This window comes from Kitasatospora sp. NPDC048662 (assembly GCF_055587065.1).
The window spans coordinates 80,803-102,622 of record NZ_JBVJHA010000010.1; the positions used below are offsets into that span (position 1 = coordinate 80,803).

At 71.9% G+C, this 21,820-nt stretch carries 22 protein-coding genes; 15 read left to right on the forward strand and 7 right to left on the reverse strand.

Going from position 1 to position 21,820, the window contains the following annotated elements; all coding sequences use genetic code 11:
- Positions 1-60: 60 nt before the first annotated feature.
- Together ACZ6R9_RS24800 and ACZ6R9_RS24805 are read right to left on the reverse strand one after the other, a co-directional pair.
- Positions 61-555 (reverse strand): Lrp/AsnC family transcriptional regulator, encoded by a 495-nt coding sequence (locus ACZ6R9_RS24800; RefSeq protein WP_380483581.1) that lies wholly within the window; start codon positions 553-555, stop codon positions 61-63.
- A gap of 93 nt (positions 556-648) precedes the next feature.
- A complete protein-coding gene (locus ACZ6R9_RS24805) occupies positions 649-1,242 on the reverse strand; it encodes a hypothetical protein (protein ID WP_465540417.1) in 594 nt (197 codons plus the stop codon).
- A 167-nt stretch (positions 1,243-1,409) separates the two neighbouring features.
- Here ACZ6R9_RS24805 and ACZ6R9_RS24810 point away from each other — a divergent pair, with 167 nt between their 5' ends.
- The 3 genes from ACZ6R9_RS24810 to ACZ6R9_RS24820 all read left to right on the forward strand — a co-directional run bounded on the left by ACZ6R9_RS24810 (position 1,410) and on the right by ACZ6R9_RS24820 (position 5,207).
- Positions 1,410-2,114, forward strand: coding sequence for a response regulator transcription factor (locus tag ACZ6R9_RS24810; protein WP_465540419.1), 705 nt, complete (start codon positions 1,410-1,412; stop codon positions 2,112-2,114).
- A gap of 17 nt (positions 2,115-2,131) precedes the next feature.
- On the forward strand, positions 2,132-3,514 hold the full coding sequence (locus tag ACZ6R9_RS24815) for a sensor histidine kinase (RefSeq protein ID WP_465540549.1): 1,383 nt from the start codon (positions 2,132-2,134) through the stop codon (positions 3,512-3,514).
- Positions 3,515-3,791: 277 nt separating this feature from the next.
- Positions 3,792-5,207 (forward strand): glycosyltransferase 87 family protein, encoded by a 1,416-nt coding sequence (locus tag ACZ6R9_RS24820; RefSeq protein WP_465540421.1) that lies wholly within the window; start codon positions 3,792-3,794, stop codon positions 5,205-5,207.
- 116 nt (positions 5,208-5,323) lie between these two features.
- Here the strand turns inward: ACZ6R9_RS24820 and ACZ6R9_RS24825 are convergent, their stop codons facing one another.
- Positions 5,324-5,743: an SsgA family sporulation/cell division regulator gene (locus ACZ6R9_RS24825; protein ID WP_380483589.1), complete on the reverse strand. Its 420-nt coding sequence runs from the start codon at positions 5,741-5,743 to the stop codon at positions 5,324-5,326.
- A 367-nt stretch (positions 5,744-6,110) separates the two neighbouring features.
- On the opposite strand from ACZ6R9_RS24825, the gene ACZ6R9_RS24830 reads away from it, so the two are divergent.
- A complete protein-coding gene (locus tag ACZ6R9_RS24830; protein WP_465540423.1) occupies positions 6,111-7,883 on the forward strand; it encodes an RDD family protein in 1,773 nt (590 codons plus the stop codon).
- 120 nt (positions 7,884-8,003) lie between these two features.
- Positions 8,004-8,696: an RDD family protein gene (locus ACZ6R9_RS24835; protein ID WP_380483593.1), complete on the forward strand. Its 693-nt coding sequence runs from the start codon at positions 8,004-8,006 to the stop codon at positions 8,694-8,696.
- A gap of 83 nt (positions 8,697-8,779) precedes the next feature.
- Here ACZ6R9_RS24835 and ACZ6R9_RS24840 read toward each other — a convergent pair whose 3' ends face one another.
- Positions 8,780-9,196, reverse strand: coding sequence for a hypothetical protein (locus tag ACZ6R9_RS24840; protein ID WP_465540424.1), 417 nt, complete (start codon positions 9,194-9,196; stop codon positions 8,780-8,782).
- A 232-nt stretch (positions 9,197-9,428) separates the two neighbouring features.
- On the opposite strand from ACZ6R9_RS24840, the gene ACZ6R9_RS24845 reads away from it, so the two are divergent.
- From ACZ6R9_RS24845 to ACZ6R9_RS24880, 8 genes are all read left to right on the forward strand, one after another.
- Positions 9,429-10,118, forward strand: a complete 690-nt coding sequence (locus ACZ6R9_RS24845; protein ID WP_380483596.1) for an endonuclease V — start codon at positions 9,429-9,431, stop codon at positions 10,116-10,118.
- Between the two features lie 139 nt (positions 10,119-10,257).
- On the forward strand, positions 10,258-10,716 hold the full coding sequence (locus ACZ6R9_RS24850; protein ID WP_465540426.1) for a hypothetical protein: 459 nt from the start codon (positions 10,258-10,260) through the stop codon (positions 10,714-10,716).
- Positions 10,717-10,789: 73 nt separating this feature from the next.
- The gene (locus ACZ6R9_RS24855) at positions 10,790-12,235 is read left to right on the forward strand and encodes a WXG100 family type VII secretion target (protein WP_465540552.1); all 1,446 of its coding nucleotides are present in this window, start codon (positions 10,790-10,792) and stop codon (positions 12,233-12,235) included.
- 146 nt (positions 12,236-12,381) lie between these two features.
- Positions 12,382-13,737, forward strand: coding sequence for a S8 family serine peptidase (locus tag ACZ6R9_RS24860; RefSeq protein ID WP_465540427.1), 1,356 nt, complete (start codon positions 12,382-12,384; stop codon positions 13,735-13,737).
- Positions 13,738-13,840: 103 nt separating this feature from the next.
- A complete protein-coding gene (gene mycP, locus ACZ6R9_RS24865; protein ID WP_465540554.1) occupies positions 13,841-15,253 on the forward strand; it encodes a type VII secretion-associated serine protease mycosin in 1,413 nt (470 codons plus the stop codon).
- Positions 15,254-15,410: 157 nt separating this feature from the next.
- A complete protein-coding gene (locus ACZ6R9_RS24870; protein WP_465540429.1) occupies positions 15,411-16,748 on the forward strand; it encodes a S8 family serine peptidase in 1,338 nt (445 codons plus the stop codon).
- A gap of 83 nt (positions 16,749-16,831) precedes the next feature.
- Positions 16,832-17,287 carry an HIT family protein gene (locus ACZ6R9_RS24875; RefSeq protein WP_465540431.1) on the forward strand — a complete coding sequence of 152 codons (456 nt, stop codon included), beginning with the start codon at positions 16,832-16,834 and terminating at the stop codon, positions 17,285-17,287.
- A 75-nt stretch (positions 17,288-17,362) separates the two neighbouring features.
- Complete coding sequence (locus ACZ6R9_RS24880; RefSeq protein ID WP_465540433.1) at positions 17,363-17,902, forward strand: DinB family protein; 540 nt, start codon at positions 17,363-17,365, stop codon at positions 17,900-17,902.
- A gap of 6 nt (positions 17,903-17,908) precedes the next feature.
- On the opposite strand, the gene ACZ6R9_RS24885 is transcribed toward ACZ6R9_RS24880, so the two are convergent.
- Together ACZ6R9_RS24885 and ACZ6R9_RS24890 are read right to left on the reverse strand one after the other, a co-directional pair.
- Positions 17,909-19,003 carry a DUF2332 domain-containing protein gene (locus ACZ6R9_RS24885; protein WP_465540435.1) on the reverse strand — a complete coding sequence of 365 codons (1,095 nt, stop codon included), beginning with the start codon at positions 19,001-19,003 and terminating at the stop codon, positions 17,909-17,911.
- 218 nt (positions 19,004-19,221) lie between these two features.
- Positions 19,222-19,674: a hypothetical protein gene (locus tag ACZ6R9_RS24890; RefSeq protein WP_380483611.1), complete on the reverse strand. Its 453-nt coding sequence runs from the start codon at positions 19,672-19,674 to the stop codon at positions 19,222-19,224.
- A gap of 524 nt (positions 19,675-20,198) precedes the next feature.
- Between ACZ6R9_RS24890 and ACZ6R9_RS24895 the strand changes: the two genes are divergently transcribed.
- Together ACZ6R9_RS24895 and ACZ6R9_RS24900 are read left to right on the forward strand one after the other, a co-directional pair.
- On the forward strand, positions 20,199-20,357 hold the full coding sequence (locus ACZ6R9_RS24895) for a hypothetical protein (RefSeq protein ID WP_465540437.1): 159 nt from the start codon (positions 20,199-20,201) through the stop codon (positions 20,355-20,357).
- Positions 20,358-20,724: 367 nt separating this feature from the next.
- Entirely contained in the window at positions 20,725-21,057 is a 333-nt protein-coding gene (locus tag ACZ6R9_RS24900; RefSeq protein ID WP_465540439.1) for a hypothetical protein, read from the forward strand.
- Between the two features lie 129 nt (positions 21,058-21,186).
- Here ACZ6R9_RS24900 and ACZ6R9_RS24905 read toward each other — a convergent pair whose 3' ends face one another.
- Positions 21,187-21,732 (reverse strand): hypothetical protein, encoded by a 546-nt coding sequence (locus ACZ6R9_RS24905; protein ID WP_465540441.1) that lies wholly within the window; start codon positions 21,730-21,732, stop codon positions 21,187-21,189.
- Between the last annotated feature and the right edge of the window lie 88 nt (positions 21,733-21,820).

The window sequence follows — 21,820 nt, forward strand, 5'->3', positions numbered from 1 at the left end:
ATGCCAAAAATCGTCTGCCGTCATCCATGGACACGCCAGAAACGGCCCGCCGGCCCGCCGTCAGGCCCCGTCCGGCACTCCCGCGGCCTGTTCCACCAGCGGCAGGACCCGGAACGGCACCGGGTTCTCCAGGGCGATCGCGGTGGACGCCCGGACGATCCCGTCGAAGCCCACCACCCGGTCGATCACCCGCTGCAGATCCGCGTTCGACCGGGCCACGATCCGCACCAGCATGTCGCCGTGCCCGGTGATGGTGTGCAGCTCCAGCACCTCCGGCACCGCCGACAGGTGCGCCCGCACGTCCGCGCCCTGCCCCTGCGAGATCTCCAGAGTGGCGAACGCCGTCACCGGGTAGCCGAGCGCCGCCGGATCCACCTGCGGGCCGAACCCGCCGATCACCCCGCGGGCCTGCAGCCGGTCCAGCCGGGCCTGCACCGTACCGCGCGCCACCTGGAGGCGGCGCGAACACTCCAGCACCCCGATCCGCGGCTCCTCGGCGAGCAGCCGGATCAGTCTTCCGTCCAGCGCGTCGATGGCATCGGGCTGCGGGGGCACGGGCGGGCTCCTCGGTGGTGCGGGCGTCGACCGACATTGTGGGGTCGGCGCGGTCCGCCCGTCAGCCCCCGCCGGGCCGCGCGGGCGGTGTCGTCAGCCCGGGACGACCTGCACGTCCGGCTGGTAGCCGTTCCAGGTGACGTACACCTGGGAGACCCGGTCGTCCTTGGTGAACAGGACGCGGATCCACTGGTCGCCGTGCCAGACCTGCATCGCCCAGCCCGCCTCCGGGGTCGCCGACACCAACTCGGCGTCGTGCTCCCGCAGATCGACCGCGACCCGGCCGCCCGGCATCAGGTAGCTGTGCACCGACCCGGTCGGGCTCGGCGTACTGCGGGCCGTCATGGTGGTGCTGCGGGACGGGGAGGGCCGGCTGCGGCTCTGGCTCGGGCCCGGGTCCGGGCCCGCGGTCGGTCCCGGGTCCGCGCTCGGGTCCGGATCGGGGTGCGGGGCGGTCGAGGTGCCCGGGCCGCCCGAGGCGGCCGGCGGGGCGCCCGTCGCCGAGGGCGCGGGCGGCACCGTCACCGCCGGCCCGGTCGGCGAGGAGGCCGTCGAGGGCAGCGGCAGCGCCACCGGCCCTTCGTACACCGTGTCGGCGAGTACCGCGTGCACACCGAGCCAGGACAGCGCCACCGCCGCCCCGGTGGCCACCGTCCAGGCGCCCAGTTGAACCCATCCGCTCCGCATCGCGGGCCCATCCTGCCGTACTCGGGTCACGGGCAGGTCAGTGCCCCGGTCGTTCCTCAGCAAGCTTGCAGATCACGCTTCCAGAGGATCCGTCAGGTTTTCTCCCCGGCCCGCCCGGCCCCCCGAGGTACAGACCAATTGGTGGGGATGCCGTACCGTGCAGCCCCATGGCAACAGTGCTTGTGGTCGAGGACGACCCCTTCGTGCGTTCCGCCCTGATCCGCCATCTGGCCGACTCCGGCCACGCGGTGCGCTCCGTCGGCACCGCCCTGGAGGCGCTGCGCGAAGTCGCCCAGGTGGGCTGCGACCTGGTGATCCTCGATCTGGGCCTGCCCGATCTGGACGGCGGCGAGGCGCTCAAGATGATCCGCGGGCTGACCAACGTGCCGGTCATCGTCTCCACGGCCCGCGACGAGGAGGCGGAGATCGTCCGGCTGCTGAACGACGGCGCCGACGACTATCTGGTGAAACCTTTCTCCGGCGAGCACCTCACCGCCCGGATGGCCGCCGTCCTGCGCCGGCTCGGCGGCGGCTCCCTGATGGCCCCTCAGATCCTGCGGGTCGGCGGCCTCGCCATCGACCCGCAGCGCCGCGAGGCCCTGCTCGACGGAGAACGCCTCGACCTCACCCGGCGCGAATTCGACCTGCTGGCCTTCCTCGCCGCCAGACCCGGGGTGGTCGTCCCCCGCAAGGAGATCCTCGCCGAGGTGTGGCGGCAGACCTACGGCGGCGACCAGACCATCGACGTCCACCTGTCCTGGCTGCGCCGCAAACTCGGCGAGACCGCCTCCAGCCCGCGCTACCTGCACACCGTGCGAGGCGTCGGCGTCCGGCTGGAGGCGCCCTCGGGACCGGTCGGGTGCACCACATGAAGTGCCTGCTCCGCTCGCTGCGCTGGGCGATGGTCAAGGCGGCCGTCGCCGGCACCGTCATGGTCGCGCTGGCATTTCTGATCCCGCTCGGCCTGGTCGTCCAGCACACCGCCCGCGACCGGGCGTTCACCGCCGCCCAACGGCAGGCCGCCGCCCTCGGCCCGGCGCTCGCCATCACCACCGACCAGGACGCCGTCGCCCGCGCCCTGGCCTCCACCGAGGCCGGCGCCGAGGACCGCCTCGCCGTCCACCTGCCCGGCGGCCAGGTGGTCGGGCGCGGCCGGGCAGACACCGGGCAGCTCGGCTACACCGGGGACCCGAGCCGCGGGGCGCGGACCGGGACCGTCCGCATCCCGGGCGGCTACGCCCTGCTCCAGCCGGTCGCCGTCGACAACGGCCGGGTGGCCGTGGTCGAGGTGTTCGTCCCCGACGCCGAGCTGACGCGCGGCGTCGGCACCGCCTGGCTGGTGCTCTCCGGCGTCGCGCTCGCCCTGGTCGCGGTCTCCGTCGCGGTCGCCGACCGGATGGGCGCCCGGATCGTCCGCTCCGCCCGCCGCCTCGCCACCGCCGCCCGCTCACTCGGCTCCGGCAACCTCACCCTGAGAGTCCCGGTCGAGGGCCCCGAAGCGGCCGGCGCACCCGAAGAACTCCGCGAAGCCGCCTACGCCTTCAACGCCATGGCCGACCGCGTCGTCCACCTGCTCGCCGCCGAACGGGAACTCGCCGCCGACCTCTCGCACCGGCTGCGCACCCCGCTCACCGTGCTCCGCCTCAACGCCGCCGCACTCGGCGCCGGCGACGCCGCCGACGCCACCCGGCACGCCGTCGCCCAGCTCGAACGCGAGGTCGACCAGATCATCCGCAGCGCCCGCCGGGACCCGGTGCACGCCCCACCGGTCACGCTCGGCTGCGACGCCGTCGAAGTGATCCGCGAACGCGTCGCGTTCTGGTCCGCCCTCGCCGAGGACGAGGGCCGCCCCTGGCAGCTGGCCGGCGACACCGAACCGGCACCCGTGCCCGTGCAGCGCGGCGACCTGGCCGCAGCCGTGGACGCGCTGCTCGGCAACGTGTTCCGGCACACCGCCATCGGCACCGCCTTCGCCGTCGACCTGACCGTCACCGAGGACGGCGTGACCGTCCAGGTCGGCGACGCCGGACCGGGCTTCGGCGACCCGGCCCCCGAGATCCGCCGCGGCGCCGGCCACGGCGGCGAAGGCTCCACCGGGCTCGGCCTGGACATCGTCCGCAAGCTCGCCGAGAGCACCGGCGGCGAGGTCGCCCTCGGCCGCTCCGCCGCACTCGGCGGCGCCGAGATCGCGGTGCGGCTCAACACCCGCACCGAAGTCGAACTGCCGCGCCAGCAACGGCGCCGCCCCGGCCGCCTGACCCGCAAGGACTGACACCGGCCGATGACACCGACACAGCAGCTGTTACCGCGAGGGCGACAGCTGGTGTCGCTCCTCTTCCTCGACTACTCCCCAGTACATTCTCAGCGGCGCCTGATGCCGACCCGGCCGTGCCGCCCCCGGAGGGGAGCCCGGGGCGACCGCGAACGCCCACACCCGCCGTGACCGCGACCGGTGGAGCCCGGCGAACCGCGACCGGTGGCGTGAACCGGACGGTCAGGTAGTGTCGGCTGCTGGCCCAGCGCAGGTCGATGGCGGACGGAGCAACACAGTGACCACGGTGCAAGCAGAGCGCGCCACACCCTCCGGCGGACCCGAACAGCCCCCCGTCGTTCCCGCCTGGAAGCACGCCCTCACCGCACCCGCCCGCCTGCTTGCCGACGCCACCGCCGCCCTGCGCGCCGCCCCCCGGCGGCCGCTGCGCACCGCCACCGTGATCGCCCTGGTCTCGCTGTTCGGCTACGCGATCGTCCGGCACCTCGTCGGCACTTCGATGGTCGACATGATCGTCTACCGGGCCGAGGGCGCCGCCGTCGCCCACGGCCAGGACCTGTACGCGCTGCGGGTCACCGAGTGGGACCTGCCCGCCACCTACCCGCCGTTCGCCGCCATGCTGTTCGTGCCGACCACCTGGTTCGGCATCCCGTTCCTGCGGGTCGCCGTCACCGCCGGGAACCTGCTGCTGCTGGCCACCCTCGCCCACCTGTCCTTCAAACTCGTCGGCTGGCCGCGCCGCGAACTACGGCCGATCGGCGTGATCCTGATCACCGGACTGGGCGTCTGGCTGGAACCCGTCTTCACCACCCTGCGCTACGGACAGATCAACCTCGCCCTGGCCTGCCTGATCCTCTGGGACCTCACCCGCCCCGACCACGCCCGCTCCAAGGGCCTCGCCATCGGCCTGGCCGCCGGCATCAAGCTCACCCCCGGCCTGTTCGCCGTCTACCTGCTGATCACCGGCCGGATCCGGGCCGCCCTGGTCGCCGGCGCCGCGTTCCTCGGCACCTTCCTGATCGGGGCGCTGGCCCTGCCGGACGCCACCTGGGGCTTCTGGACCAAGTACCTGTTCGACTCCACCCGGGTCGGCAAGACCGTCATCGTCGACAACCAGTCACTGCGCGGCATGGTCGCCCGCCTGCTGCACACCGAGAACCCCGGACTGCCCGCGACCGCGCTCGCCGCCCTGGTCGCCGTCGGTGGCCTGGCCATCGCCGTCTGGGCCCACCGCAGCGCCCGCTGGTCACCCCGCGCCGAAGCCTGGAGCGTGTGCGCCGCACTGGTCACCGCCGTACTGATCTCCCCGATCAGCTGGACCCACCACTGGGTGTGGTGCGTGCCGATGCTGGTGCTGCTCGCCGCCGAGGCCGCCCACGAACGCTCCCGCCCCGCCGCCGAGCGGCGCTACCGCTGGCGGATCGTGTTCGGCCTCACCCTGCTGGGCTTCCTCTCCTTCGCGATGTGGATCATCCCGCACAAGGGCGACCTGGACCTGAAGCTGCCCGCCCTGAGCCAGGCACCCGCCTCCATCTACCCCCTGCTCGGCCTGTGCTTCCTGGCCGTCGCCGCCGTCAGCGTGCACTCCCGCCGCCGCGCCGCCGGTGCCCCGCCGGTTCGCCTCCCCGCCCCGCGCACCGGCTCCGACGGGCTGGGCAGGGCCGACACTCAGAAGGCCCCCGCCGCCCGCTGAACAACCCGGCCGGTTCGGGGGGTGCAGCCCCGGCCGGTTCCGGTGGGGGTGCGGCCCGCCGGTCCCGGTGCGGATGTGGCCCGGCCGGTCCCGGTGCGGACCCCGGCGCAGGCCCGTCACGCCAGCAGCTCGGCGAGCGAGCCGTCCAGGTCCATCGCCTCCAGCTCGGCGCCCGGCGGCACCAGCCGGTGCGCCCGCTCCAGCCACGCCGTCACGGTCGGCAGCGGCGCCTCCAGCAGCGCGTCGCCCGCCGGCGAGCTCAGCGCCATGCACAGCACGCTGCGCCGCCCCGCCCGGGTCGGCCAGATCCGCACATCGCCCTGACCGCACGGGCGGAACGTTCCCTCCACCAGCAGCTCACGGGCGAACACCCAGGTGACCGGCGTCCCGCTGTCCAGGTGGAACGTCACGTACACCGCGAACGGGTCGTGGCTCCCGTACGACAACCGCGCCGGCACCGGGACGCTGCGCTCCGGCGACAGCACCAGCTCCAGCTCCAGCTCCTGCTCCACCACTCCGGTCGACTGTCCGGCCACGGCCGCTCACCCTCTCGCCTCCGCGCGAGGCCGCCGATCGGCCCCACGCCAGGAGAGAGGGGCGGCGGCGCGCACTCTTACACGGGTTTCGGAGAACTTTCCGGCGGACTTTCCGCAGAACCTTTTGCCCGCCGCTCCGGTTGTTCCGGACGGGGCGGCGGGCGGTCCGGAGCACTGGACCCCCAGGACTCGTGCCCTACCACTCGGGCCCGTCCTGTTCCACCGGTTTCGTGAGTTCCGGCGAACCAGACGGGCCGGACCCCTCCAGGCGCTACCCTTTGTGACTGCCCGGCGACTCTCCGCCCGCGGCCCTGTTGCGCACATCCGCACACCTGCACGCCGCGGTGCCGGTACGAAGGAAGAGGCAATGACGGACCGGCCCCCCACCGCAGCACCGATGCTCGGCACGACCGTGCCCGCCGACGCCGGAGCACCCGGCTACTACCCCGACCCGTCGGTACCCGGCTTCGTCCGCTACTGGGCCGGCCACGCCTGGGTCCCCGGCACCAGCCGGGCCGCCCCCGCCCCCGGCGAACAGCTCCAGCCCCCGCGCTTCGTCGCCCGCTACATCGGTTCGCCGCCCTATAGCGTCCCGCCCGGCCTCGCCTTCGCCGCGCCCGCCGGCCCGCTGATCGAGACCGGCCCCATCTACCTCGACGAGACCGGCGCCCACACCGCCTTCAACATGCCCGCCCACCCCGACCCAATCGAGGCCCCGCCCGCCGCCGTCGAGGTCCGCCCGCGCACGTCGGCGGCGCCGCTGCGCCCCGTCGAACCCGCCCCCTGGGCCGTCACCGGCAACGGGCTCCAGCCCCCCGCCGCCGAATCCTGGGCCACCGCCGCCGCACTGCGCCTGGGCCCGGTGTCCGTCCCGGAGGCGGCGGTCGTGGCACCGCGACGCGGCGGCGCGGGCCGGGAGGCGCGCGAGCGCGGGCAGGCGCCGGGGGGTGCTTCGGTGCGCGAGGCTCGGGACGGCGGGGAGGCTTGGGAGGTTCGGGACGTTCGGGAGGCTCGGGACGTACGGGAGGTTCGCGAGGTTCGCGAGGCCTTGGGTGTTGAGGCGGAGGTGGAGGCCGAGGTCCGGGTCTCGGAGCCGGTGGTCGTGGAGGAGCTTGCGCCGCGCCCTGCCCAGCCGCTCGGTGGGACGCCCTGGCACGGCGCCGGAGGCGGGGCGGGCGGCGACGGTTCGGTGGGGATGTCGGCCGGGCCGGCGGCGCTGTACGAACCGCGTCCGGCGCCGGCGTACGAGCCCTTGCGTGGGCCGAGCGCGGACGTGTCTTCGGCGGCGCCTTCGGTGGCGCCTTCAGCGGCGTCTTCGGTGGAGGAGGTGCGGCGGGCCGCCGAGTCGGCTGCCGGTTCGGGCTGGCGGGCGGATCCGCGGGCGCAGCGCGGGCTGATGGACACCGGGGAGGCGCCGCGGCGAGTGTCCTGGGGCATCGACGCGGCGCCCGGCGAGGCCCCGGCCGCTGAGCCGCCGTCGCCCCTGGAGCGGGCCCTGCGGGAGCCGCGGGCGGCGCACGTCACCAGTGAGCGGGTGCGACCGCCGCGCGAGGCCGGGTCGTCCCGGGCCGCCCAGGCCGAGGAGCGCCCTGCCGTGCGGCGTGGTGGGGGCGGTGGCGAGCGGCGGCGCCCGGCCGTCCCGGCGCCCGTCCCGGCCGGGCTCGCGGCGCGGGCGTTCGGGTGGCTGGTGGACGGGGTGGTGACGGTGGTGGTCGGGGCGGCCGTCGCCGTGCCGATGGTGGCCACGGTCTCGGCGCACGTCCGGAAGAAGATCGAGCAGGCGCAGCTGGCCGCGCAGTTGACCGGACGCCAGCACCAGGTGTGGCTGCTGGACCAGGTGGTGCTGGGCCGGCTTGGCGTGGTGCTCGGGGTGCTGGTGCTGTTCGCGCTGCTGTACCAGGTGCTGCCGACCGCCCGGACCGGCCAGACCTTCGGCAAGCGGCTGGCCCGGGTCCGGGTGGTCGCCGCGGGCGGCACCCGCCCGCCCGGCTTCGGGCGTTCGCTGCTGCGCTGGTTGGTGGGCGGGCTCGGTACCGTCCTGCTGTTGGGTCTGTTCACGCCGCTGCTGGACCGTCCCGCGCGTCGTGCCTGGCACGACCGGGCGGCCCGGACCAGGGTGGTGCGGGTGGTGCGGCGTTGAGGGGCGGGCCGTCGCCGTGCTGGGTGGCGGTGCTGTCGGCTGCTGGCGAATGCCTCTGAAACGGGCAGAAACGTCGAAAATGTCCCAAAACCGTAGTAATCGCGGTGTTCTACTCGGGGAATGAGCACCAACGACCCCTCTGGGACCGAGCCGGAGGAGGAGGGCGGCAAGCCTTCCTTCGACAAGCAGCCGCCGTCGGCGGGCAGCCCGTACGACACGCCGCCCGGCTACGGGGGCCAGTACGGTGCGCCGCCCGGATCGGGCTCCCCCTACGACAACCAGCCGCCCGGCCAGACACCGCCCGGCCAGACACCGCCGGGCCAGACCCCGCCGCCCGGTGGCCCGTACGGTTCGCCCTACGGCGCGCCCGGCCCCGGTCCGGTTCCCGGGATGCCCGCGCTCGGCAGTTGGGGTGCGCGGATCCTCGCCACGGTGGTCGACTGGATCCTGGTGGAGGGCGTCGCCGTCCTGGTGCTGCTGCCGTTCGCCAACTTCGGCCGGCAGGACGGCTGGGTCGGCTCGGCCTGGCTCGGCTACGGCCTGTTCCTGATCTACCAGGGCCTGATGCTCAGCCGGGACGGCCAGACCCTCGGCAAGAAGCTGATGAAGGTCCGCGTCGCGATGCTCGCCGACGGTTCGTCCCCGACCTCCAGTGCCGCCTGGACCCGCGCCGCCACTTTCGTCGCCCCCGCACTGATCTGCTGCGGCGGCCTCTGGTGGCCCGTCGACGGCCTGTTCGGCGTCTTCGACAAGCCCTACCGCCAGTGCATCCACGACAAGGCCGCCAAGACGGTCGTGGTCTCCACCGCCTGACGGCGACTCGGTGCGGTGTGAGGTGGGCCCCGGGCCCGTGGCAGCCATCGACCTGCCGCGGGCCCGGGAGCTTTTTCGTCCGGCTACCGGGACTTGGCGTACTCGGGTCGGCGGGCGTGCTCCGGTTGGCGGGCGGCCGGTGCCGGGCCGGCGGGCGGTGTCGGGCCGGTGGGCGGTGTCGGGCCGGCGGGCGGTGGTGCTGCGGGCAGGCGCGGACGGGTGCTGAGCAGGACGGCGGACAGCGTGCCGAGCGCGATCGCGAACGCCACCAGCACCGCGACCCGCCACACCCCCGTCTCCCCGGACACGGCCAGCAGGGCCACGGCGGTGGCCGTCGCGACCAGGGCGCCGAGACCCACCTGGACCGGGGCGGGGCGGGCGGCGGTTCGCGCGGGGGCGCGCACGGGGCGGACGCGGCGGACGCGGCGGACGGCGTGGGCGGTGCGGGCGGCGTGGGCGGTGCTTTCGGTGCGGGGCGGTGGGGCGGCGAGGCGCGTCATGGCGGTCGACCCTTCGCGCGGGCGGGGAGGCCGAGGCCGGGACCGGTGGTGGTCCGGACCCGTTGGCCGGGGCGGTAAGTTCAGGCTAACTCTTGGGAGTTGAGCAGTCCGGGGGCACAGGGGGCGCACGGGCTCACAGTGCCGCCCGGCCATGAGCGGTAGCGTGCGCACGGACAAGGCCGGGGTGGGTGGCCGCCCCGCGCCACCTGTTTCCGACCCGTCCGGAGTCGCCGTGACCGTCCCGACCAACTGGCCCACCACCGCGGAAGCCGCCCGCGCCGAACAGGAACGCCTGCGCCCCCTGGTCGTCCCCGAGGGCCCCGAACCCCCGCGCCGCCCCGGCACCCTGATCGCCGGCGTCGACGTCGCCTACGACGACGAACGCGACGTGGTCGCCGCCGCGGCCGTCCTGCTCGACTACGCGACCCTCGACGTCGTCGAACAGGTCACCGCAGTCGGCCGGGTGGCCTTCCCCTACCTGCCCGGACTGCTCGCCTTCCGCGAACTCCCCGCCGTCCTCGACGCGTTGTCCCGGCTCACCCGCACCCCCGACCTGATCGTCTGCGACGGCTACGGCCTCGCCCACCCCCGCCGCCTCGGCCTCGCCAGCCACCTCGGCGTCCACACCGGCCTGCCCACCCTCGGGATCGCCAAGACCCCCTTCACCTTCACCCACGAACCGCCCGGCGAGCACCGCGGCGACTGGTCCCCACTCCTCGACGGCCCCGAGACGGTCGGCCGCGCCGTCCGCACCCGGCAGGGCGTCAAGCCCGTCTTCCTCTCCGTCGGCCACCGCATCGGCCTGCCCGAAGCCACCGCCGTCACCCTCGCGCTCACCCCTTCCTACCGCCTCCCCGAAACCACCCGCAGGGCCGACTCCCTCTGCCGCCAGGCCCTCGCCGCCACCGCCCCCACGCCCTGACTCCACCCCCCGTCAGCAGGGGGCGTTTTGACGGGCCGTCCCATGTGTTACACATATGGATTGGAGCCAACTATCCATCAGGCCCCAGGCGGCAAGCGGGCGGTCCAGCGGGCAGCAGGTACGGGGGAGGTACGAGTACATGAGCACAGGCGGCAAGGGCTTTCAGGTAGAGGTCGACAGCCTGCGTGCGTTCGCGGCGCAAGTCCGAGGACTGCTCAAGGAGTTCGAGGACGGCGCCGGCGGCGCGAAGGTCCACGGCCAGACCGGGCTGAGCCCGGCGGCGTTCGGCACTTTCGCGGAGGCCGAGGCGTTGCACAACAAGTACGGCGAGATGCGGGACGGGTTGAAGCTGGTCCTCGACCAGATTCAGCAGGCGATCGACGAGGCGCAGCAGAACGCCGACCGGACCGCGACCAACTATGAGGAAAACGAGCACGACACCAGCAAGCACCTGAAGCTGGCGAGTGACGGCTGGTCCACTGTGGCCCCTAGCCCCGTGACCTCGACTCAGCGCACTACCACGGCCGCGCCACAGGCCGCGTCGCCGACTGGAAACGTCTCTCCGGCGGGCAGTGGGGAGCCGAGGCCACAGTGGTGATCATTCGGAAGACAGCGGAACCGGGTGACAGCCGGGGCACTGTTCGGCCTGAGGGGAGCCAATCGTGACCGATATGACCAACTTCTACTCCTACAGCCATGGCCAGATGCGCAGCATGGTCCAGTCGATGGACTCCGGCGCGGTCATGGCTGCTGCCGACCCTTGGCGTCGCGCCACCAACACCCTGAAGCAGATCCGTACGGCGCTGAACACTGCGGCGGCCGATACGAGCGATTCCTGGCAGGGCGACACGAGCAACGCCTTCTACTCGCGCATGACCTCGCTGGCCAATGACGTCAACACCATCGCGGCCTACTCGAACGACGCTGCCAGCGCACTGGAGATGATGTCCGCGGCCATCGACAAGGCCAAGAGCGACATGCCTGAGGAACCCGGCTTCTTCGACAAGGTGGGCGACGCGATCAGCGACAGTGCCCAGCAGACAGTCGGCATCGACAACGAGGACACCCGTACTGCCATCGCGGACACGCGGAAGCAGGAGGCGGTTACGGTGATGCAGACGTTGGCTGCCAGCTATCGCGCCACTACCAACTACCTGAAGCCGCCGACCCCGCGCCGCGAGGATTCCAAGGAGTTGACGCCGCCGGACAATGGCGGCAGCTCTGCCCTTGGCGCCCTGATTATGGGCATCGGGGCCGGCGTCACTGCTCCGAACGGCAGTGGGGCGACAGGTTCCGCCGGATCGCGTATCTCCGGTCAGCGTTCGGCGAGCAGCCCCACGCCGCAGGCCCCAAAGCTGCAGCAGGCCGTGGTTCGACCGACCGATGCAGGCATTTCCGGAGGCACGGCCAACGCGGTCCCGCAGCCGAAGGGCCCGGGCACCAGCATTGACGGCATTCAGGGCGGGACCGGTGGTGTCCGCGGCGGCGCCGGGACGATCGGCGGCACTGGTGGAACCGGCGGGGTGCACGGCCCGTCCGGCACCGGCGGGCTCGGGCCGGTCGGCGGTGCCGGTGGCGGTCTCATCGGCCGCAGTGAGGGTGGCTTGCTCGGTGGCGGCTCCGGTATCGGTGGCAGCCGTGCCGGATTCAGTGGCAACAGCGTCTCCAAGGCCGGCACCTTCGGCTCCGGCGGCCTGGGCGGCAGCGGCGGCCCGGGTGGCGGTGCGGCAGGTGCCAACGGAATGGGGGCTCGCGCCGGTGGTGGCGGCCTGGGCGGCGGCGCTGCGGGCGGCAGCGGCATCGGTGCTCGTTCTGGTGGCGGCCTGACCAGCAAGGCTGGCGGTGCGATCGGCGAGGCGACCCATGGCACCGCCGGTGGACGGGCCTTTACCGAAGGCGGATCGGGTATCGGCCGCAATCGCTTCGGCCAGGGCGGCGCCGGAGGCCAGGCGGGTGGTCCAGGTCAGGCAGGTGCTGGACAGGCTGGCGGCATGGGCGGTCACGGACCGGCCGGAAAGAAGGACAAGAAGCGCGGCAAGGACCGTCCGGACTATCTCGTCGAGGACGAGGAAACCTGGGCACCCGGTGAGCAGGTCAATCCGAACGTGGTGGAATGACGTTCCGTCAGTAGAACAGTCGAACACGACCGGCCGTCCTGCAGATCCGATGGTCTGTGGGGCGGCCGCTTCAATGAGTGGGGTGACGAGGCTTGACGACCAGCCGATCCGTGCGCGGTCTGGCCGCGCTAGCTGCTGGAGCCCTGGTGTGGGGTGTCAGCGCCGGGCCAGCGGCTGCGGACGACATCCGTAATGGGCAGTGGGCGCTGAAGAACTACAGTGCGGCCGAAAAGGTCTGGCCGATCAGTCAAGGCGAGGACGTGATCGTCGCGGTCCTCGACACCGGCGTTGGAGAACACCCCGACCTTGCTGGCCAGGTTCTCCCTGGGACAGACCTCACAAGCCCTGGTAAGGATGGGAGAACTGACACCGACGGCCATGGAACTGGCATGGCCAGCATCATCGCCGGACGCGGACACGGCGACAGTGCCGGAATCATGGGCCTCGCACCCAAAGCCAAGATCCTTCCGGTGAAGATCCATGTTGGTAGCGCCACAAACATCCAGACCGGTAACGGAACGGAGTTTGGCGAGGCGATTCGCTATGCGGTCGACCACGGGGCCAAGGTCATCAACATGTCGTTTGGTGGTGGAAGCCCGTCCGACGAGGGCTACCGGGCGGCGATCGACTATGCCGTTCAAAAAGACGTCGTTCTCGTCGCAGCCAGTGGAAACGACCCAGACCTGCCGCTCGACTACCCCGGGAAATTCCCCGGAGTGATTGTGGTAACGGCCGTTAAAGAGAGCGGTGACCTATGGCCGAAGTCGGCCACGGGTGCCGAGGTGACGCTCTCGGCTCCGGGTGACAACATTTACCACGCAAATCAGAAACAGGGCTACAGTACCGGCAGTGGCACATCCGATGCTGCGGCATATGTTTCCGCGACGGCGGCGCTGGTGCGGTCGAAGTATCCGAACCTGTCGGCGGGCCAGGTCATCAACCGAATGATCAAGAGTGCAGTGAAGCCGCAGGGGAAGGGCTCGTTCCCGAATTCCCAGTACGGCTATGGAATCGTGTCTCCGTCCGGTTCGTTGGCTGCCAACCCCACGGTCGACAATGGGCCGAAGGAGAATCCGCTGCTCAATCGCTCGGGTGCGGGCGGCGGCAGCACGCCTGGCTCCTCCAAGGCTCCGAGCACCGGTGCCACGGATCCTGGGAAGCCGCCTGCGGCCGGAGGCGACTCGACCGGGTCTCAGGCGAGCAGCGACTCCAAGAGCAGCAACGGGATGCTTATCGCGGTCGGTGGCGGTGTTCTCGCGCTGGTCGTCATTGTGGTGATCGTGTTGCTGGTCCGCCGTTCCAAGGGCGGCAACGGTGGGGGGCCGGGCGGTCCGGGCGGGCCTGGTGGGGGGCCGGGATATGGCTACCCGCCGCAGCAGCCGGGGGATTACGGCCAGTCGCAGCCGGGGCAGGGGTATCCGCCGCAGCCGCCGTACCCGCAGCAGCAGGCGCCTTATCCGCCGCAGCAACCGCCTGCTGGCGGGAATCCGTATCAGCGCTGAGGGCGCGATGGTTTGACGGTCCCTCGATATCGGTGAGCCGATGTCGAGGGGCCGTTTCGTTGATTGAGCGCGGCGCTTGTAGCGTTGGTGGGGGGAGTTGAAGGTGATAGACGGACGTGGGGCGCGGCCGTGGTTGGTCGGGGCGGTGCTGGGGGCTTTGCTGGTCGGTGTCAGTGCCGGTCCTGCTGCTTCGGACACCATTCGCGCCGGGCAGTGGGCACTGAAGAACTACCGTGTGGCCGAGAAGGTTTGGCCCATCAGCCAGGGTGAGAACGTCATTGTTGCAGTCCTCGACACCGGCGTTGCGGATCACCCGGACCTGGCGGGACAGGTCCTCGCCGGTAAAGACTTCACAAGCCCTGGTGGGGACGGGCGATCTGACATTCAGGGCCATGGAACTGGGATGGCCAGCTTGATCGCCGGGCGCGGCCATGGTGACAACGCCGGAATCATGGGCCTTGCACCCAAAGCCAAGATTCTTCCCGTGAAGCTTCACGTCGGTGATGCCGAGCACCTTCAGAGCGGCAGCGAAGAAGAGCTCGGCCAGGCGATTCGGTACGCAGTCGACCACGGCGCGAAGGTCATCAACATGTCCTTCGACGGGGGCGGCAAGCTGGACGAGGGATACCAGGACGCGATCAACTATGCGATCAAGAAGGACGTTGTCCTCGTCGCAGGCTCCGGAAACATTCCAGACCTTCCGATCAGTTACCCAGCGGCTTTCCCCGGAGTGGTCGTGGCCTCGGCGGTTGGGGAGAATGGTGATCTGTGGCCGGATTCCGCCACAGGTCCCCTGGTGACGCTTGCCGCTCCGGGTGACAACATTTACCGCGCAAACCAGAAGCAGGGTTACAGCAAAGCCAGTGGCACGTCCGATGCCACGGCATACGTCGCTGCAACCGCGGCGCTGGTGCGGTCGAAGTACCCCAACCTGTCGGCGGGTCAGGTAATCAATCGGATGATCAAGAGCGCGGTGAAGCCCGAGGGCAAGGGGACCTTCCCGAACAACCAGTACGGCTACGGGATCGTGTCCCCGTCCGCCTCGTTGGCTGCCAACCCCGAGGTGGACAACGGTCCGAAGGAGAACCCGCTGCTCAAGCGCGACGGTGCCGACGGCGGTTCGTCCTCGAAGCCCTCCGGCTCGGGGGCCACGGACCCGGCGAAGACGCCTGCGGCCGGGGGCGACTCGACCGGGTCTCGGGCGAGCAGCGACTCCAAGAGCAGAAATGGGATGCTGATCGCGGTCGGTGGCGGTGTTCTCGCGCTGGTCGTCATTGTGGTGATCGTGTTGCTGGTCCGCCGTTCCAAGGGCGGCAACGGTGGTGGACCCGGCGGTCCGGCCGGGCCGGGCGGTCCTGGTGGGGGGCCGGGATATGGCTACCCGCCGCAGCAGCCGGGGGGTCACGGTCAGCCGCAGCCCGGGCAGGGGTACCCGCAGCAGCCGCCGTACCCGCAGCAGCAGGCGCCCTATCCGCCGCAGCAGCCGCCTGCTGGCGGGAATCCGTATCAGCGCTGAGAGCGCGATGGTTTGACGGTCCCTCGATATCGGTGAGCCGATGTCGAGGGGCCGTTTCGTTGATTGAGTGCGGCGCGTGTGGCGCTGCTGGGGGGAGCTGAAGGTGATAGACGGACGCGGGGCGCGGCCGTGGTTGGTTGGGGCGGTACTGGGGGCCGTGCTGTTCGGTGTCAGTGCCGGGCCGGCTGCTGCGGACTGGGTCCGCGACGGTCAGTGGGCGTTGAAGAACTACCGTGCGGCCGAGAAGGTTTGGCCGGTCACTCAGGGCGAGGGGGTGATTGTTGCGGTCATTGACAGTGGTGTTGACGCAGATCATCCAGATCTGACTGGGCAAGTTCTTCCTGGTCTTGATCTCACCCGTGCCGGCACGGACGGGCGGAGTGACAGCGAGGGCCACGGCACTGCCATGGCAAGTAATATTGCCGGACATGGCCACGGTAACAACGAGGGTGCGATGGGCCTCGCCCCCAAGGCGAAGATCCTCCCGATCAAGACCGATATGAATATTTTGGGAACGGATGTTTCCAAGGGAATTCACTACGCCGTTGACCACAATGCCAAGGTCATCAACATGTCTCTCGGTGGTGGCAGGTCCACCGAGGACGGGTACAAAGAAGCGATCGAGTATGCCATTAAGAAGGACGTAGTTTTGGTCGCCAGTAGTGGAAACACTGCGGGTATCCCGGTTGAGACCCCCGGCTGCTTCCCAGGAGTGGTGGCAGTTTCGGGGGTCGCGGAGAGCGGTGACCTGTGGGTGAAATCGACGACTGGCCCGCAGGTGACAGTGGCAGCACCTGCAGTGAACATTTACCATGCGAATCAGAAAAAGGGTTACAGCACGGGCGATGGCACCTCCGATGCGGCCGCCTACGTGTCCGGCATTGCGGCCCTGGTGCGATCGAAGTATCCCAACCTTTCGGCGGGGCAGGTCATCAACCGGATCACCAAGAGTGCGGTGAAGCCGGAGGGCAAGGGGTCGTTCCCGAACGACCAGTACGGCTACGGCATCGCATCCCCCTCTGGTGCGCTGGCGGCCAACCCTCAGGTGGACAACGGGTCGAAGGAGAACCCGCTGCTCAAGCGCGCGGTGTGTAGCGACCAGCCGACGAGCACCACCTCGGCGTCTCCTGGGACTGGTGCGTCGAATCCGGCGTCGGCGACTCCGACTGGGAGCAGCGCGACCTTGCCGCAGGCGAGCAGTGACTCCAAGAGCAGCAGCGGGATGCTGATCGCGGTCGGTCGCGGTGTTCTCGGGCTGGTCGTCATTGTGGTGATTGGGTTGCTGGTCCGTCGCTCCAAGAACGGCAACGGTGGTGGGCCGGGCGGTCCGGTCGGCCCCGGTGGTGGGCCGGGGTGCGGGTATCCGCAGCAGCAGCCCGGGCCCGGTTATGGGCAGCAGGCGGGGCAGGGGTATCAGCCGCAGCCGCCGTACCCGCAGCAGCAGGTGCCGTATTCGCCGCAGCAGCCGGGTGGGGGGAATCCGTATCAGCGGTGAAGGGGATCGTTGTCGACGGCCCCCTGGGGAGTGGCTTTGGCGTTCCTCGGGGAGTCGTTGGGTGTTTGGGAGATGGGGAGGGCATGGAGATGACGGAGTGTTACGCGTGTGAGCGGGAGGCGGAGTTCGATGGGCTGCCGCGGTATGAGCGGGTGGCGGTGGATGAGCACTGGCGGGTGGTGCATGCGGTGGACTGTGCGCTGCCGGGGTGGCTGGTGTTGTTGCCGCGGCGGCATGTGGAGTCGATGGCGGAGCTGAGTGGGGCCGAGGCGGCGTCGCTGGGTGGGTGGTTGGTGCGGTTGGCGCGGGCGGTGGAGGTGGTGACGGGGTGCGAGAAGGCGTATGTGGCGCAGTTCGGGGAGGCGGCGGGGTTCGCGCATGTGCACTTCCATGTGGTGCCGCGCGGGCGGGAGTTGGGGGTGGAGTTGCGTGGCCCGAAGGTGTTCGGTCTGTTGCGTGCGGGTGAGCGGGCTGTGTCGGCGGAGGAGATGAATGAGATCGGCGGGAGGGTCGCTGCTGCGCTCGGCGAACTGCGCTGAGGGTGGCGGGATCTCGATGGCCGGTGGCGGTGGTGGCCCTGGTGAGGTGGGGTGGGGGCGGGTGATGCTGGGCGCATGATGATCCCTGACACCAAGGACTGGACCTGGGTGCTTGAGCGCCCCTGCGCGGAGTGCGGGCTGGACACGCCGGGCGTGGCGTTCGAGCAGGTCCCGGGCATGATTCGGGCGAATGCGGCGGCGTGGACGGAGTTGCTGGCGGGTGATCCGGCGGTGCTGCGGGAGCGGCCGCGGCCGGAGGTGTGGTCGGTGCTCGAGTACGCCTGCCATGTGCGGGACGTGTTCCGGCTGTTCGACGTTCGGCTGCGGTTGATGCTGGCCGAGGACGACCCGCTGTTCGCCAACTGGGACCAGGACGCGACTGCCGTCGAGGAACGCTACGGCGAGCAGGACCCGGCCACCGTGTCCGGTGAACTCGCGGCCGGGGCCGAGCAGTTGGCACGCTCGTTCGAGGCGGTGCCGGACGCCGCCCGCCTGCGTACCGGACTGCGCAGCGACGGCGCCCGGTTCACCGTGGAGTCCTTCGCCCGCTACCTGATCCACGATCCGGTGCACCACCGCTACGACGTCACCGGCATGCTGCACGAGGCGGGTTGAGGCAGGTCAGAAGGCGTCGAGCGCGGGGTCGCCGTCCGCCAGGGTCCAGGCGGGCAGGCCGTGCGGCATGGCCTCGGCGAGGACCGTGGTGGGGCCGGCGCCGAAGCGGGCGGTGAGCAGGAAGCGGTGCCCGTTGCCGACCCGGCGCGGCTCCAGGGCGAGGTGGACGAACGGCGCGGACGGGCCGGACTCGGCGGCCAAGCGGTCCAACTCGGCCTCTACGGACCGCCATTCCTCGGCGGGGACGTACTGGCGCGTGATCGAGTGCCAGACCACGGTGAGGGTCCCGTCGGCGACCCGGACGTCGCGCAGGAACTCGGCCGCGCCGATCGGTGCGACGGGGGCGGGGAGCCGTTCGGCGAGGGCGAGTGCGCCGTTCAGCCGTTCCAGGCGCGGGAGTTGGTCCGCCCAGAGGTAGGCGCGCAGGGCGAGTGCGCCGTCTTCGGAGCGCGGGTCGATCGGCGTCGGGTCGCAGCCGCGCCGTTCCACCACCTGCTGGAGCGGAGCGTCCCGCAGCCAGGCGGGCGGCTCGCCCTGCCAGGCGTCGGCGAGCACCACGGGGGAGTCCGCAGGACCGTACGCGAAGCCGGGGGAGACGCAACGGAACTGGTCGGCAAGGAGGTTGAGGCCCGCGCTGGAGCCGAGTTCGTGCAGCCGCACCGGCAGCGGGGCGGCGAGCTGCTGCTGTGCCCAGGCGAGGCCGGTGAGCAGCAGGTTGGCGCGGCCGACCTCGTTGGTCTGCGGCGGGCGGGTGAGCCACTCGCGGATCCACGGCAGGTGGTCGGCGACGGTGGCGCGGAACGCCGGCCAGGGGGCGTCAGGGTCGGCGGGGTCGAAGGTGCCGCCCGCGCTCGGGTAGTGGACGGCGAGAGCGGGTGCCCGGCCGGAGATCACCAGGGCGTGGACGGCGCCGAGCAGGCGCAGCGCGACGGCCGACGGGCCGGGGGCGTCCTCGTGGCCGACGATCGCCTCGGCGCACGGGCCGCCGGCGGCAAGGTCCTCGGCGGCCCGGCGCAGCAGGGCGGCGGACAGCGGGGAGCCGAGTTCCGCGCAGGCGTCGGCCTGGTGCCGGAACATGGCCACGGCATGGTCGATGGGCATTCGGGAACTCCTCTGACGAAGGTGACAGGACGTCATCCTTCGCCGCAATGGGCGCGGATCGGTAGCGGCGTCGGCGGTGATCTCGCTCACGGGTGGTGCGGGTGCGACCGGCGTGGACGACCCGGGAGACCGGGCACGGAAGCACACCCCGGCAGCCGGGGCAACCTAGGGGCGTGCGACCAACGCTTCGCGCCCGCTGCTACGCGCCTTGGGAGCCGTCACCAGTCGGTGGTGCGCCGCCGGTGGGTCTGTCGGAGCTGGCTGGTGATGTTGGCGGTGTCGACGCCCACCACGTCGGCGATCTCGGGCGTGGCCAGGCCGACCACGTAGTGCAGGATCGCCAGGTCCTCCTCGGCGTCGACGTCCGGGCGCAACTGTTCGGCACCGGCCAGCGCGTGCTGCTCGGTGACGGTGTCGCGCAGGATCTGCCAGGCCGCGGCGGCCGGGTTGGAACTCCCCAGCACCGCGGGCCAGACCTCGGCCAGTTCACGCAGGGCGAGCCGGACCACCCGGTGGGCGGCGGCGGGTTCCTGGAACCAGACCCGGGCGTAGCTCCGGTACCGCGGCTCGTGCAGCTCGCAGAACGCCGCGAACTCGACGGAGACCTGCGGAAGTTCGGTGGACCGATCAGCGAATGCCGAGCCTGCGGCCGGGACATGACGATTGGTCACATCAGCTGCCTCTCGATCTGGGTCCGGACGGGGAGCGTCAGCGCTCACTCTAGGCCCTCGGGCGGGTGCTGTGGGTGACAAGTCTGCTGAGATGCCCGGGCGCGCGCCTGCTGCGGAGTGTTGTGTGACGACGCGTCAACAACGGTCGCCCGCCGGACGCGGCTGCGAGCGCATCGCACCTGGTCGGAGATGGTGGATCGGCAGTGGCTGCACGGCAGTTGGTGTGCCACTTGTAGGCCTCATGGGTGAACGCGGACACGGCAACGGGGCTCACCTGCACGGGCGAAACCCGGACCACGGGCATGACCACCATCACACATCGAACCGGCAGCACCACCACGAACACGCGCACCAACATGCGCATCTGGAGCGCGAGGGCCGGCCGGGCGGCCGGGGCACGAACACGGGCGCGAACGCGAGCGCGAAGACCGGCGCGGACGCGAACCTCAGCACGGGCGCCAGCCGGGATCGGGCACTGCCCGGCCCACCTGCTGCGCCCGCACTCGCGCGACGTCGCCGAGCGGGTGGACGCGGCGCCGGAGTCCTCGGCCGAGGGCCCGCGCACGCTGTGGGTTTCGCTGACGGTGCTCGGCCTGACCGCCGCCGCGCAGGCGGTGATCGCGGTGCTGTCGGGTGCGGCGGCGCTGCTCGGCGACACCTGCACAACACCGCCGACGCGCTGACCGCCGCCCCGCCGGGTGTGGCGCTTCTGCTCGGCCGGCGGGCGGCGAGCCGCAGTTGCAGGCGAGCTGCGGTTACGCGCACGCGTCCGGGCGGGCGAAGGGCCTGGCGGGCGTCGCGGTGGTGCTGGCGGCGCGGCGTCCTGGCTGGTGGCGGGCCGGACGGCGGTGGACCGGCTGCTGCACCCGCGGCTGGTGGGTCGGCTGTGGGTGGCGGCGGGGGCGGCCCTCGGCGGGTGTGTCGGCAACGAGTGGGCGGTCCGCTGCCGGATCGCCGCCGGGCGGCGGATCGGTTCGGCGGCGCCGGTCGCGGACGGCCTGCACGCCCGCGCCGACGCGCTGACCTCGCCGGCAGCGCGTCGGTGCGGGCGTGCCGGTGGTGGGGCTGCCGGTCACGGTGGCGGTCCTGCCGGTGCCGCGCGGCACGGCGCGCGAGGTGGGCCGACGGCTGGCGGACGCCGTCGGCCCGGCCTTGGTGGGCGTGGCGGAACGGGAGCCGGCCGCCGTGGACGGGGTGCGCGCGGTCGCGCGGTGGGCGGTACGGATGCGCGGGATCGGGCACGCGCTGCGCGCCGAGGGCGGACGTGGTGGTGGAACGCACCCTGACGGTGGCGGCCGGTGCCGCCGAGCGGGCGCCGATCTGCGCCGTCCCCCGACCGCCAGCGGCCACCGTGCACAGACCACGCCCCGCGTCGTGGTCTGAACCACCGCAGGCGCGAACCGGCACGCCGGACCGCCGGATCGGCCTCGATCACCGACCCGGGGCCCTGACGACCCGTCAAAAACCGCCCCAGGGAGCCCAGAAGGGCTCCCTGGCGACCTTGCGGGGCGGTCAGTGACCCTCGGGGCCACCCGCCTCCCGAACGGGCGGCACAGCGGCTCTGGCGCCTTCGACCTTCCCGCCGGCCTTCCCACCGGCCTGCGCCGCCGCCGCGCTCACCGCCGCCGCGTTCGCCGCCGCCGCGCTCGCGGCCTCGGCGGCAGCCGCCTCGGCGGCCCGCGCGGCGGCGGCCACGCTGTCGGGCTCGCGCCGCGACTGCTCGGGGATGCCGGAGGTGCGGCGGATCCGGCCGGTCTCCTCGGCGGCCTCGCGGGCGGCGAGGTAGGCCTGCACGGCGGCGATCCCGTACACCGGCTGGATCAGCTGGTGGCCCTTGAAGAACGGCCGCGCGGGGGCGAACCCGGCGGCCGCGACCAGCTCGCGGATCTCGGTTATCTCTTCTTCGCTGCGCGCCGTGAAACGGACTTCCCAGCCCTTCTTGTACGCACGTCCGTCCTCTCCGCCGCGCCGGGCGGGATCGGGTTGGCGGACGTAGCCGGGCAGGCGGCCGAGGCGCAGTCTGGCGGCGCGCTGGGCGGATGACTCGTCGCGGGACATGTGCCTGATGGTAGGCAATTCGGAACGCCCGCCGACGCCGCGGGGCGTGCCGCTGTGTGTGGGATCGGTCACGGTCGGTCAGATTGCG